This is a genomic window from Mycetohabitans sp. B46, assembly GCF_037389205.1.
In the GTDB taxonomy this organism is placed as follows: domain Bacteria; phylum Pseudomonadota; class Gammaproteobacteria; order Burkholderiales; family Burkholderiaceae; genus Mycetohabitans.
In genome coordinates this window covers 202573-216548 of the sequence record NZ_JADBGL010000004.1, presented here as the reverse complement: position 1 = coordinate 216548, position 13976 = coordinate 202573, and the positions used below count along the sequence as shown (strand labels likewise).

Genomic DNA, 13976 nt, shown 5'->3' with positions numbered 1-13976 from the left:
ACGCGTAAAGGGGCCCGCTATTGTACGGGGCGGGATTTCACCGATAGGTGCCGCCAGCAAACCGCCGACAATGGACTGATGACCGGTCCTGCACTGCCGGGGGTGGTCAATCGGCGTATGATGTGAAAGAAGTGTCCGGAGGCTTAATATATTTATGGCGGACAAGAAAGGTTCGAATAGCGAGAAGCTGCTGTACTGCTCGTTTTGCGGAAAGAGTCAGCACGAGGTCAAGAAGCTGATTGCGGGACCGTCGGTCTTCATTTGCGACGAATGCATTGACCTGTGCAACGAAATCATCCGTGACGAGGCAGCCGGCGCGTCCGGCGACGTGGGTATCACCCGGTCGGACCTGCCCAGCCCGCTGGAAATACGAGAGATTCTCGATCAGTACGTGATCGGGCAGGAGCGCGCGAAGAAGATCCTTGCGGTGGCGGTGTACAACCACTACAAGCGTCTGAAGCATCTCGACAAGAAGGACGACGTCGAGTTGTCCAAGAGCAACATTCTGTTGATCGGGCCGACTGGGTCAGGCAAGACGCTGCTCGCGCAAACGCTGGCAAGACTGCTCAACGTGCCGTTCGTGATTGCGGACGCGACCACGCTGACGGAGGCCGGCTACGTTGGCGAGGATGTCGAGAACATTATTCAGAAGCTGCTGCAAAATTGTAATTACGAGGTCGAGAAAGCGCAGCGCGGCATTGTCTACATTGACGAGATCGACAAGATCAGCCGTAAATCAGACAATCCGTCGATCACCCGTGACGTATCGGGCGAAGGAGTGCAGCAGGCGCTGCTCAAGCTGATTGAGGGCACGATGGCGTCGGTGCCGCCGCAAGGTGGCCGCAAGCATCCGAACCAGGACTTCATTCAAGTCGATACGACCAATATCCTGTTCATTTGCGGGGGAGCGTTCGATGGCCTCGAAAAAGTGATCACGGACCGTACCGAGAAGAGCGGCATTGGTTTTGGGGCCAGTGTGAAGAGCAAGCAGGACCGCGACGCAGGTGAGGTGCTGCGGGATGTCGAGCCGGAAGACTTGATCAAATTCGGCTTGATTCCCGAACTCATCGGCCGCTTGCCGGTTGTCGCGACGCTGGGCAAGCTCGACGAGGCCGCACTGATCAAAATCCTGGTTGAACCGAAGAACGCGTTGATCAAGCAGTACCATAAGCTGTTCAACATGGAGCGGGTGGAGCTTGAGATTCGGCCTGCGGCGTTGCAGGCGGTCGCGAAAAAAGCGATTCGCCGCAAGACCGGTGCACGCGGCTTGCGCTCGATCCTGGAACAGGCATTGCTGGACGTGATGTACGAGTTGCCGACCCTTAAAGGGATCAGCAAGATTATTATCGATGAGAACGTCATCGAGGGTGACGGCAAGCCATTGCTGATTTATGAAGACACGCCAAAAGTAGCTGGAAGCAATTGATCGGTGACGCGCCTGCGTGGCGAGGGCCGTTCATGGCGACGTGGACGGCTTTTTTCGTTTAAAGTGGAGCGATCCAAAACTTTTGCGCATCCTGCGACTCGGATTGAAAGTTTCTGCATCTGTCCGCGCCCCGAGGCTTGCAATACGGCGTTATTGCCTCAATTTTCGAACGAATTGATTCCACACTGGGGATAGAAATGTCAGGAAGCCAACTTCTCCCGACTGAACGCACCACTTTACCGCTGCTTCCGCTGCGAGATGTGGTCGTGTTCCCGCACATGGTGATACCGCTGTTTGTTGGCCGCCCGAAATCGATTAAGGCCCTCGAAGCGGCAATGGAAGGCGGCAAGCACATTATGCTTGTCGCGCAAAAGACGGCTGCGAAGGACGAACCGACCGAAAAGGACCTTTACGAGGTCGGATGTATCGCCAATATCCTGCAAATGCTGAAGCTGCCGGACGGCACGGTGAAGGTGCTGGTCGAAGGACTACAGCGCGCGAAGACGTTGTCGATCGAAGAGCAGGAGACGATGTTCTCGTGCGAGTTGATGCCGCTGGAGCCGGACCGCGCCGACAGCGCGGAGACCGAGGCGCTGCGGCGCGCCATCGTGTCGCAATTCGACCAGTATGTGAAGCTTAACAAGAAGATCCCCCCCGAGATCCTGACGTCACTGTCTGGGATCGATGAGGCAGGGCGTCTGGCCGATACGATTGCCGCGCATCTGCCGCTGAAGCTGGATCAGAAGCAAAACATCCTAGAGATGTTTCCTGTCGTTGAGCGCCTGGAGCATTTGCTTGCGCAACTCGAGGCCGAAATCGACATCCTGCAGGTCGAGAAGCGCATCCGTGGACGCGTGAAGCGCCAGATGGAAAAAAGCCAGCGCGAGTATTACCTGAACGAGCAGGTCAAGGCGATCCAGAAGGAGCTTGGCGAGGGCGAGGATGGTGCCGACATCGAGGAGCTTGAGAAGCGGATCACGGCTGCGCGTATGCCGAAGGAGGCGAAGAAAAAAGCGGATGCCGAACTCAAGAAGTTGAAGCTAATGTCGCCGATGTCTGCCGAAGCCACGGTTGTGCGCAACTACATCGAGACGTTGATCGGCCTGCCATGGCGCAAAAAGAGCAAAGTCAGCAATGATCTGGCGAATGCCGAGCGCGTGCTGGACGAGGACCATTTCGGTCTCGAAAAGGTGAAGGAGCGCATCCTTGAGTATCTGGCAGTCCAGCAACGCGTGGACAAGGTGAAGGCGCCGATCCTGTGCTTGGTCGGACCTCCCGGCGTGGGCAAGACCTCGCTTGGGCAGTCAATTGCGCGCGCAACGAATCGCAAGTTCGTGCGCATGGCGCTTGGCGGCGTGCATGATGAGAGTGAGATCCGCGGCCACCGTCGCACTTACATCGGATCGATGCCAGGCAAGATTCTGCAGAGCCTGACGAAGGTGGGCGTACGCAATCCGCTGTTCCTGCTCGATGAAGTCGACAAGATGGGGATGGACTACCGCGGCGACCCGTCGTCCGCGTTGCTCGAGGTGTTGGATCCGGAGCAGAACCACACGTTCGCGGATCACTACGTCGAGGTCGATTTCGATTTGTCGGACGTGATGTTCGTGGCGACGTCGAATTCGCTGAATATTCCGGCGCCGTTGCTGGATCGGATGGAGGTGATCCGGCTGTCCGGCTACACCGAAGACGAAAAGGTCAACATCGCACAGCGCTATCTGCTGCCTAAGCAAAAGCGCAACAATGGGCTGAAGGAAGGCGAGATCGACGTGACCGAAACGGCGATTCGCGACATTATCCGTTACTACACGCGCGAGGCGGGTGTACGCTCGCTCGAGCGCGAAGTGTCGAAGATCTGCCGCAAGGTCGTGAAGATGTTGCTGCTGAAGAAGGCGGACGGCGCGATCACGGTCGATGGCGGCAACCTGGATACGTTCCTGGGCGTGCGCAAGTTCGACTTTGGGTTGGCGGCAAAAGAAAACCAGATTGGCCAGGTCACGGGGCTGGCATGGACGGAGGTCGGTGGCGACTTGCTAACGATCGAGGCAGCGCTGATGCCCGGCAAGGGCAACGTGATTCGTACCGGCTCGCTCGGCGACGTGATGAAGGAGTCCGTCGAGGCCGCTCGTTCGGTCGTGCGTTCGCGCTCGCGTCGTCTGGGCATCACGGATGAGGCGTTCGAGAAGAAGGACATTCACATCCACGTGCCGGAAGGTGCGACGCCGAAGGACGGTCCGTCCGCGGGTATTGCGATGACGACCGCGCTGGTGTCGGGGCTGACCGGCATCCCGGTGCGCTCCGACGTCGCGATGACCGGCGAAATCACGTTGCGTGGCGAAGTACTGCCGATCGGTGGGTTGAAGGAAAAGTTGCTGGCTGCGCACCGTGGCGGCATCAAGCTCGTGCTGATTCCGGAAGAGAACGTAAAGGATCTCGCCGAAATTCCGGACGCGGTAAAGAATAGCATCGAGATTGTGCCGGTGCGCTGGATCGACAAGGTGTTGGAACTGGCGCTCGAGCGGATGCCGGATGCGCTGCCGGAAGACGACGCCAAGCCTGCGCCGGTCGCGGATGGCCAGACGAAGGAGGCGGGCAGCGAAGTCGTCAAGCACTGAGATTCGCGTGGCGCATCCACGCTGCGTGTGCGCTGGACGCGTTGTGCTGTGATGTGGCGTGAAGGGGCGGCGACGACCCGGTTGCCGCGGCCTGATCATGCGCTCAAACACCCTGCATGTGTGAGCTGCGGGGTGTTTTCTTTTGGGCTCAGGGAGATCTTCAGGATACGCCTGCGAATCGCTTCGCCACGACGGTTTCCGTTGCTTTTATGGCTCCGCGCGGCCGGCGCATCACCTCGGACGCGTAACGAATGTGCCCCAACCCATACCCAACTAATGCGAGGGGTGGAGAATGAACAAGACGGAGTTGATTGATCACATTGCAGAACAAGCGGATATTTCGAAGGCCGCTGCGGGACGCGCACTGGACGCCCTAATGAGTGGCGTCAAGGAGACGTTAAAGAAGGGTGGCAGCGTGACACTCGTTGGCTTCGGCACGTTTGCACTGGGTACGCGCACCGCACGCACCGGGCGCAATCCCCGCACCGGCGCGGCAATCAAGATCGAGGCGGCCAAAGTGCCGAAGTTTCGGGCTGGTAAAGCGCTGAAAGATGCGGTAAACTAGCTCGCTCTGTTGGACGCGACGGCGAACGGGTGCTTAGCTCAGTTGGTAGAGCGGCGCCCTTACAAGGCGTAGGTCGGGGGTTCGAACCCCTCAGCACCCACCATTCCGTTTCGCGAAGCTGTCCCACGCGGTCTGAAGAAGACTGCTGTCGTACCGGAAACCCGCATGGCTGTTGGCAATGCGGGTTTTTTGTTTCACGTTGGCGAAGAAAAAAGCATCGCAAGCAATGAAGTTTGGCTGCCACTTGGTGCCCGTTTGATATCACCAGTAGTGGCCATGTTGTCGGCGCGCGACCTCACGAGTTATCTCGTTTGTCGGTGCGTGATTGTTGCTTTACCGGACCGGGGGCGCGGTTTCTCGAATGACCCAGATCGGCAAGGCTGTTCTTGACTGCGGCAAGGCCGCGATTATCAGGTTGAATCCTATGTCAGAAGTCAGTGCCAGTACCATGATTGACGCGTCCTCGTCGGCTTTTTACGCGCACGCAAAGGGCAATGTCGCCAGACTCACCATCGCGCAGGCACTCGCTGGCGCGAACTCGACCGTCATATATGCAACAGGGGCGATCGTCGGAAACACGCTCGCGCCTAGTCATGCTCTGGCGACCCTGCCAATCTCGGTCTTTGTCGTCGGGATGGCCGCATCATCGTTGCCAGCCGGGGCGATCGCCCAACGCTGGGGCCGCCGTGCCGCCTTCATGATTGGTGCTGGATGCGGCGTACTTGCGGGCCTGCTTGCGGCTTGGGCTGTTATGCTGGGCTCATTTTGGCTATTTTGCGTCGCGACGTTTTTTGGCGGCGCTTATGCGGCCGTGGTACTTTCCTTTCGCTTCGCCGCGGCAGATTGCGTGCCGCATGATCGGCGCTCGCGTGCGCTATCGCTTGTCATGGCAGGCGGGGTCTTCGCCGGGGTCATCGGTCCCCAGCTCGTTACCGGGACCATGAGCCTGTGGGCACCGTATCCATTCGCGGCGACCTTTCTGGCGCAAGCGGTAGTGGGTGTGTTGTCTGCCTTCCTCCTGCAAGGAGTCCGTCTTCCAAAGCCGACCATGACAGAGGTTGCCGGCGGCCGTCCGCTCACCCTCATCGTCCGCCAGCCCCGGTTCGTTACCGCGGTGATCTGCGCGGTCGTCTCCTATTTGTTGATGAACTTTCTCATGACAGCCGCTCCTTTGGCGATGCAAATGTGCGGCTTATCACAGGCGTCGTCCAATCTTGGTGTTCAATGGCATGTGATCGCAATGTACGCGCCGGGCTTCTTCACGGGTACCCTGATTGCGCGGTTCGGTGCACAACGGGTCATCACGGCGGGGCTGGTGCTCATCGCGCTTTCAGCCGCGACAGGCTTGCTCGGCGTTGATGTGGCGCATTTCTGGCTCACGCTGATTCTGCTCGGCGTCGGGTGGAACTTCGGCTTTGTGGGGGCGTCAGCTCTCGTGCTCGAATGCCATCGGCCAGAAGAGAAGGTGCGGGTGCAGTCGCTTAATGACTTTATCGTGTTCGGAACGATGGCCTTTGGCTCCTTCCTGTCAGGCGGCCTGCTGACGGCATACGGATGGAACACGGTACTCTGGCTGTCGTTTGTTCCACTCGCACTGGCAGTGCTTGCGCTGGCTGGTTTTGCGGCGGCGAATAGGCGCAGCACGCCGGTTTGAGTGACACCGCGGCTCTCAGCCGGACAAGGGTCCGCGTGCCTATGTCGAGGTCAGCGTCACGGCTTGATTGCTGCGCTCCGGCAGTTTGATGTCGAGTTACTCTGCTATCTCACTCGCTGACCAAGCCTGGGCGGCGCTTGCAGGCAGTCTTACGCCGCGCATTGGCACCGCCTCGCGCATGCTGGGCCGGGCCAATGGTGGCCGCTGGCGCTGCTCTATCGTTCGCTTGCCGCGGTATCCCTGCCCGGATAGAAGAGCCTGGCGATCACGGCGCCGAGCAGCGGTGCACCCCAGAATGACCACTGCTGGCCGATGGCGATCGGTGCAAAGCCTGCCGACGCCCACGCGTCAGTTGCCCTGAGCATCGCGATAAGGAGGGCGAGCATCATCACGGCCTTGCCGATGAAGGTCGCGTCGAGCAAGTAGTGGCCTAGTGAGCGGTTATCGGAGCCTTGGGTGCGAATATGCTGACGACGACATCAAAGCCGGGCTTACCGCTCGCGATCAGAGACAGCATGAGCGAGCCAATCGCTGCGACTATGCCCGCGCTGACGCCAGTCGTTACTCGGCACGCTTGCGCGAGCGCGATCGGGCCGAGTACAATGCTAGGCTCACGCAATATCGCTGCGACGTTGGACGGGTCGCGACGCAGAGGTGGGTTGTCTAGCTAGCGCCGGTAAAGTCGCCGTTGGCATACGGAGTGGTAGTTCAGTTGGTCAGAATACCGGCCTGTCACGCCGGGGGTCGCGGGTTCGAGCCCCGTCCACTCCGCCAACCGATCGACAAACTGTTGATTAAAGCGCTGTCGCCTCCCGGCCCGATGACGTGCCGACCGGCGCTCCCGCCGCGGCGTTCCCAGCTGGTTTGTCGGTGATTGCGCTGCCACGCTCCTAGACGACCTGTTGGATCGTGGTGCTGTGTCGCTATTGCTGCGGGTGTTGTATCCGCCAGCACGGTAGCGGATTGATCTGATGCAAGGCGTGACGGCTCACGTGGTTTCCCTCCAGTTTACACGCCGTTACTGCCATTAAACATCGCCCCTGCATGGGTTGCATTAATACAACCGCGTACTGGCGGGACGCCTGCGCGACAAACTCAATCTGCCCACGCACTGGCGTTATCGATAATATTCCCCCCGGGATTGCATTCGTTCACTGGGTAGAGGGCAACTCAACCGCCTTGGGACAAATTCATGAAGCGGATCTTGGTGGCCTCCGCCTGCGTGAACAACTGAACGGGATGGCCAGAGTGGCGCATCCACCCGTCACCCAGGTGAAATCGCGATACGCTGCACCGCACCACCAAGCAGCGCGACCGGCGCGGCGGCCAGCTGTCCGGAGATCGCGGTGACGCCGCATGGGCGACAGCCCCCGTGACAGCGGACCTCAACGTACCAAACCGGCTCCATGGCCGCCACTGCATAGGCACAGCCTGCGCCGTACTGCCGCGCCCGTTCCAGCGGACGCAGTCAGGCGCTTTGCCGCCCACGCGTTTTGCCTGCTTGCCGCGGTAAGGTAATATCGAACGTTTGTTGATTGTCGGCCTTGCCGGCTGCGTAACGTACCCAACCGATCTCATGCTCGACTTCTTTCGTAACCACAAGCGCCTAATGATGTTCCTGCTGGTGATTCTCATCGCACCAGGGCTGGGCTTCGTCGGCGTTCAGGGCTTTCGCAACTTCTTTGATGACAGCGCGGACGTCGCGAGTGTCGCCGGCCGCAAGATCACCCGGGCCGAATACGAGGGCGCAATGCGCGAGCAGCTCGATCGCGCGCGCCAGGTATTGGGCGCAAACTTCGATGCAAAGGCAATCGATACGCCGGAAATGCGCCGTGCGATTCTTGACAGCCTGGTGCAGCAACGTGTGCTGGCCAAGGCGACCGAGGACCTGCATTTGAGCGCGTCTGACCAAGCCGTGCTGCGCGCGGAGCAGAGCATCCCGGCGATCGCCTCGTTGCGCAAGCCCGACGGCACATATGACGTGGACCAGTACAAGCAATTGTTGGCGATGCAAGGCATGACGCCGGAATCGTTCGACGAGCGTGTACGCTACCAATTGGCGAGCCGCCAGTTGCCGGACGGCATCCAGTCAAGCGCATTCGCGCCCAAAGCCCTCGCTCAGCAGCTGGCAAGCCTGTCGGAACAGCGCCGTGAGGTGCAGGGCCTGGTACTGCATGCGGCCGACTATGCGGACAAGGTGCAACCGAGCGATGTACAGCTCAAGCAATATTACGATGCGCACCATGATGCGTTTGCGCTGCCGGAGCGCGCGACTGTTGAGTACCTGACGCTGTCGGCCGATGCGCTCGCGCAGCGCGCGCAGCCGAGCGAGGCGGAACTGAAGCAATACTATGACGACAACGCGGCAAAGTTCAAGACGCCCGGCGAAGTGCGCGCCAGCCACATCTTGATCGCGGTCGCCGCCAGCGCGAGCCAGGCGGAACGCGACAAGGCGCGGCAGAAGGCCGAGTCGATTCTCGCTCAGGTCACCACGCATCCGGAGCAGTTTGCCAAGCTGGCGCAACAGAATTCGGACGACCCCGGTTCCAAGAATAAGGGCGGCGACCTCGGCTTCTTTGGGCCGGGCATGATGGTCAAGCCGTTCTCCGACGCTGCCTTCAAGCTGAAAAAAAACCAGGTTAGCAGCATCGTGCAAAGCGATTTCGGCTATCACATCATTAAAGTGACGGACATCAAGCCGGAACAGACCAAGCCGTTTGACGAGGTCAAGGCGACGATCGCGACCGAGCTAAAGGTCGAGCAGGCGACCAAGGCCTATGCGGAACAAGCCGAGGCATTCACGAACACGGTCTACGAGCAGGCCGATAGCTTGACGCCGGCTGCGGACAAGTTCAAGTTGACGATCCGGACCGCGACATTGATGCGGGAAGGCAATCCGGCATTGCCACCGACAAGTCCACTGAACAATCCGAAGCTGCTCGCCGCTGTGTTCGCTGACGACTCCGTTAAGGCCAAACACAATACACCGGCGATCGATGTCGGCAACAATACGCTCGTGTCGGCGCGCGTGGTGGACTATAAGCCGGCCTCCGTTCAGCCGTACGACGCGGTCGCTGCGCAAGTGCGGCAAAAGGTCGTCGCGCAGCTATCGGCGGACAAGGCTCGTCAGCAAGGCGAAGTGAAACTGGCCGAAGTCCGGAAATCGGCGTCCACGGCCGGATTTTCGACCGTCAGCAAAATGACGCGGGCCGATACGCAGGGGGTGCCACCGCAAGCGGTTGCCGCGATATTCAAAGTTGATCCGCAAAAGCTACCTGCTTATGTCGGCGTTGATCTAGGTGATGCCGGCTATGCAATCTACCGCGTGAATGCGGTGGATATGCCGTCGAGCATCGACGCGCAACGCTTGAGCGGCGCGCAACTGCAAATCGGCCAAGTGCTCGGCGACGCTGAATGGGCCAGCTATGTCGATGCGCTGCGCGCCCGCTCGCGGGTAAAGCTGTACGGTACGCCGGCCGCGGCGAACCCGTGATACCGCGCAGCGGCGGCCGCTGCACCAGCGGCGGCGGCTGCGCGGCGCGCCGCGCCGCTACAGGCAGCTATTTACGTCAGCCGTCGCGTTCTGATAGCCGCTGCCACGGATGCCGACCCACGACCCCTTGCCGGACGGATCGGGTTGGATGACCACCGCGGCACCCCCGGGGCGTTCCCCCGGCAGCAGCACGTCGAACGCCTGATCGTGCGCGAGCCTGTTCTGTAGCGTAACGGGCTGCTGCGACTTGTCAGCCCATTTCTGCGACACGCATTGCGCGACTTGTTGAGGCGAGCGTGCACTCTTGCCAACCGGCTGCACGCCCGCCGGTGGTTGAGCCGCACAAGCAGCAACGGCGACCGACACGGCGAGAATCGGCAAGTGTTTCATGTTTACTCCTTATAAAAGCGCTCAGCGTCGGACCATTCAAGGGCGGCGGCATCGGATTGAACGGCTGAGCAGTCATCCCGTCCGATCGATGAGCCGCACTTCCCAGCCGGCATGGAGTCACCGCCCCGCGGTGCTTTTGCAATCCGCATGCCCGCACTGGCTAATCGTCCACCTGTTAGCGCAATAGTGATGGACTGCCGGCAGTGTTGACGCGTTGATGCGCCGCGCGCGTGACTCGATTGGCCGCGAGTGCGTCCGGCTGATCAAGCCGGCGCGATTTGTTCCTAAACAAAGTTATGGGGTGGATGGACGATAGTCAGATCATCCGGCCAGCTACGCTGGTTAAGGCTTTGGGTCGAAACGCCTAGATTCTGCACCAGCATACAATGAATGACGCTTTTTCAGGATCGGAGCTTCGCGCGCGCACGGGCAATCAACGCGCTGGTGGACGAGTCGTGCTTGCGCGGATCCACCGACGACGTTGAGACTAGGTCTGCCTCGACGACCTTGCCGAGCATCTTGCCCAGTTCGACGCCCCATTGGTCGAACGGATTGATGTTCCACACGGTGGCTTGCACGAGTGTCTTGTGCTCGTATAGCGCGATCAGGGCCCCGAGCGATTGGGGATTCAACTCGTCGAGCAGGATCGTGTTCGTCGGCCGATTACCCGGGAAAACGATGTGCGGCACGAGTGCCCTCTGCTCAGGCCCGGCGATGCGCTCCGCCTCCGCCTGCGTGCGTCCTAGCATCAGCGCTTCGCCTTGCGCAAAACAATTTGCCAGCAGTTTTTCGTGATGACCGGGCAGGGGATGCTCGGGCGTGAGCGACACAATGAAGTCGATGGGCACGATCGTTGGCCCCTGGTGCAGCATTTGGAAGAACGCGTGCTGGCCGTTCGTGCCGGGCTCGCCCCAGGTTACTGCCGAAGTCGAATAATCGACGAAGTGCCCGTCCAGCGTGACGGACTTGCCGTTGCTTTCCATCTCCAGTTGCTGCAAGTACGCTGGCAGGAAGTGCAGCGCTTCCGAATAGGGGGCAACAACATAGCTTTGTGAGCCGAAAAAATTGCGGTACCAGACGCCGAGCAGCCCGAGCAGCACCGGCAGGTTGCGCTCCAATGGCGCGTGGCGAAAATGCTCATCCATCAGATGGGCGCCCGCGAGTAATCGATCGAAGTGTTCGGGACCGATCGCGATCATCACCGACAACCCGACCGCCGACCACAGCGAATAGCGTCCGCCGACCCAGTCCCACATTTCGAACACGTTGTCGGGTGCAATGCCAAAGCGCACCACTTCCTGAGGATTCGCCGACACGCCGACAAAATGCCGGGCCAACTGGTCCGGCGCACAGCCGCTGCGCAGGAACCAGTCGCGCAGCGAGCGCGCGTTGGTCATCGTCTCCAATGTCGTGAACGTTTTCGATACAACAATCGCCAATGTCTGTTCGGGATCGATCTGCTCCAGCACGCGCTGCAGGTCAGCACCGTCGACATTGGACACATAGTGTGTGCGGATCTTTGGTGTCGTGAGGTGATGCAATGCGTGCGCAACCATCTTCGGCCCCAGATCCGAGCCTCCGATGCCAATATTGACAACGTGCCGGATCGGCTTGCCTGTGTGGCCCAACCATTGACCGCTGCGCACCCGTTCAGCAAAGGCTGCCATCTTCGTGCGCTCTGCGTTGACTTGCGCGGCGTACGGCGCATTCGCGTCCGAGGCCCGCAAAGCCGTGTGTAATGCGGCGCGGTGCTCGGTTGGATTCACGTTCTCACCAGCGAACATCGCGTCGCGTCGCGCCTGCACGCCGGTTTCGCGAGCGAGCTGCACGAACAACGCGATCGTCTCGTCGGTCACACGGTTCTTCGAAAAATCTAACGTCAACCCGCCGCCGCTGACGGTAAAGCGCTCCGCCCGCGTGGGCGCCGGATCGTTCTCGGGGGCGAACCAGTCGCGCATATGAGCATCGCGAATGGATTCATAATGGGCGGCAAGGGTGGACCAGGCGGGAAGCGAATTCAAACTCATAGACGTTGCTTGGCTCTGTGACGAAAGAAAAGCCGCCGCCGGTCTGCGTCTTTACGCGTGCCGGCGCGGGCGATTGCGAATGGTGACGCGTTGGCATCCAGTATAGCGATGCACGGCGGCATCTTCGAGTCGTCCGTTCGGCCGCGATCAATGCGTGTAGAAGCGGGTATTAAGCAGCCGTCGTACCCGCGGCGCAAGCTCGCCGGCGGTGCATCCGGCCGGCCCGTCGCCGTCCGCGCACAGCGATTCGGCCGCCGCGCCGTGCAAGTAAACTGCGGTGAGGGCGGCTTCGTACGGCGGCATGCGCTGCGCGGCAAACGCGCCGATCATCCCGCACAGTACGTCGCCGGTACCTCCGGTCGCTAAGGCAGCATTGCCGGTCGGGTTGATCGTCAGCGGCCGATGGTCCGGACCGCGCGCCTCGGCGATGACGGAACCGTTCCCCTTAAGGACCACCACCGCGTTTAGCCGCTCGGCCAGGTGCCGGGCGGCGCCAAGCCGGTCACGCTGTACGCTCGCCGCGTCCACACCAAGCAGTCGTGCTGCCTCCAGCGGATGCGGTGTGATGATCGTCGCCGCCTGCCGACGCGCGAGCCGGGCCGCCAGGCTCGCGTCGTGGGCAAGCAGATTCAGCGCGTCGGCGTCCACGACGATCGGCACGTTCAACGACAGGACGTCAGCGAGCACGCGTGCCGCGCGCTCGTTCCGCCCCATCCCTGGCCCGATGGCCAGTGCATTCGTCGCGCCCAGGGCCAGCGTGTGGATCGGACTGAGCATCAGTTCCGGATGGACGGGATCATAAGGCGGCGCGCCGTCGCCGAGCAAGCCGACGTGGATCTTGCCGGCACCGCAGTACAGCGCAGCCCGCGCGGCCAGGAGGGGCGCGCCGCACATGCCTGCCGCGCCGCCGATCACGGCCAGCGTGCCGAACGTGCCCTTATGCGAGGCCAACGCGCGCTCGGGCAGCCGCGACGCGAACAGCGCCGGTGCGTTCAGCCTTGGCACGTCGAATGGTGGCGTGTCAGCAGGCGTTGTGAGCGCGGCGGTCAGCTCGAGTGGTGCAATACGCACGCGTCCCGCCAGGTCCGGCCCATGCGCCGTGTACAACCCTGGTTTCGCGCCAATGAATGTGATGGTATCGGTGGCGTGCACCGCGGCACCATCATGGGCCACGTTGCCAGTATCGCTGTCCAGTCCGCTCGGCACATCGAGCGCCAGCACGCGCGCGCCCTGATACGCATGCTCGGATAACAGCGCGGCGATGCGCGCGAAATCGCCGTCCAGCGGCCGGCCCAGGCCAATGCCGAATAACCCGTCGAGCGCCCAGTCAAACCCCTGCAGCGTATCCGGAATCGTCGTGCCGATCGGCACACCGGCTTCGCGCGCGAGTTGCAACGCCCAGCGTGCGTCGTCCGGGACCACCTCGCGCGGCATGCACGCATGCACGCGCACGCCGGCGCGATGCAACTCATACGCGGCGACCAATGCATCGCCGCCGTTGTTACCAGGCCCCACTGCGATCCACGCGGCACGCACTGGCACTTCATCGTCGAGCAGCACGGCTGCAGCCGCACGGCCGGCACGTGCCATCAACGTGTGGGCGGGCAGGGAGCGAGTGGTCTGCGCCTCGATCTGGCGCAGCGAAGCCACGTCATACAGTGGCACGGCGCGATCGCGCGCATCGATTGGCGGTGCAGTGCGCGCACTGCATCCGGCGGCGGACAGAATAGGATCAGTCATGCAAGGCCTTCAATGAGCAACGGGGGCAGCCGTCACCGCGCGAGCGCCCGAACTGGCCGTCAGCGC

The 13976-nt window shown here is 61.2% G+C and carries 9 protein-coding genes and 2 tRNA genes; 7 read left to right on the top strand and 4 right to left on the bottom strand.

The annotated features are described in order from the left end of the window. Nucleotides 1–154 precede the first annotated feature (154 nt). The 5 genes from clpX (at nt 155) to IHE30_RS06480 (ending at nt 6260) form a co-directional block, all read left to right on the top strand. The gene (gene clpX / locus IHE30_RS06500) at nt 155–1426 is read left to right on the top strand and encodes an ATP-dependent Clp protease ATP-binding subunit ClpX (RefSeq protein ID WP_337689573.1); all 1272 of its coding nucleotides are present in this window, start codon (nt 155–157) and stop codon (nt 1424–1426) included. Between the two features lie 197 nt (nt 1427–1623). Further along, a complete protein-coding gene (lon, locus tag IHE30_RS06495) occupies nt 1624–4041 on the top strand; it encodes an endopeptidase La (RefSeq protein WP_337689572.1) in 2418 nt (805 codons plus the stop codon). A 292-nt stretch (nt 4042–4333) separates the two neighbouring features. Next, nucleotides 4334–4606, top strand: a complete 273-nt coding sequence (locus IHE30_RS06490; protein ID WP_337689571.1) for an HU family DNA-binding protein — start codon at nt 4334–4336, stop codon at nt 4604–4606. Between the two features lie 27 nt (nt 4607–4633). Beyond that, nucleotides 4634–4709, top strand: a tRNA-Val gene (locus tag IHE30_RS06485). Between the two features lie 345 nt (nt 4710–5054). After that, on the top strand, nt 5055–6260 hold the full coding sequence (locus IHE30_RS06480; protein WP_337689624.1) for an MFS transporter: 1206 nt from the start codon (nt 5055–5057) through the stop codon (nt 6258–6260). Nucleotides 6261–6475: 215 nt separating this feature from the next. Here the strand turns inward: IHE30_RS06480 and IHE30_RS06475 are convergent, their stop codons facing one another. Beyond that, nucleotides 6476–6682, bottom strand: a complete 207-nt coding sequence (locus IHE30_RS06475; protein WP_337689570.1) for a hypothetical protein — start codon at nt 6680–6682, stop codon at nt 6476–6478. 275 nt (nt 6683–6957) lie between these two features. Between IHE30_RS06475 and IHE30_RS06470 the strand changes: the two genes are divergently transcribed. Continuing rightward, nucleotides 6958–7034, top strand: a tRNA-Asp gene (locus tag IHE30_RS06470). 802 nt (nt 7035–7836) lie between these two features. Then, nucleotides 7837–9753: a SurA N-terminal domain-containing protein gene (locus IHE30_RS06465; protein WP_337689569.1), complete on the top strand. Its 1917-nt coding sequence runs from the start codon at nt 7837–7839 to the stop codon at nt 9751–9753. A gap of 57 nt (nt 9754–9810) precedes the next feature. On the opposite strand, the gene IHE30_RS06460 is transcribed toward IHE30_RS06465, so the two are convergent. The 3 genes from IHE30_RS06460 to IHE30_RS06450 form a co-directional block, all read right to left on the bottom strand. Next, entirely contained in the window at nt 9811–10143 is a 333-nt protein-coding gene (locus tag IHE30_RS06460; RefSeq protein ID WP_337689568.1) for a hypothetical protein, read from the bottom strand. Nucleotides 10144–10544: 401 nt separating this feature from the next. Further along, nucleotides 10545–12170, bottom strand: coding sequence for a glucose-6-phosphate isomerase (gene pgi, locus IHE30_RS06455; protein WP_337689567.1), 1626 nt, complete (start codon nt 12168–12170; stop codon nt 10545–10547). A gap of 147 nt (nt 12171–12317) precedes the next feature. Further along, nucleotides 12318–13910: an NAD(P)H-hydrate dehydratase gene (locus IHE30_RS06450; protein WP_337689566.1), complete on the bottom strand. Its 1593-nt coding sequence runs from the start codon at nt 13908–13910 to the stop codon at nt 12318–12320. Between the last annotated feature and the right edge of the window lie 66 nt (nt 13911–13976).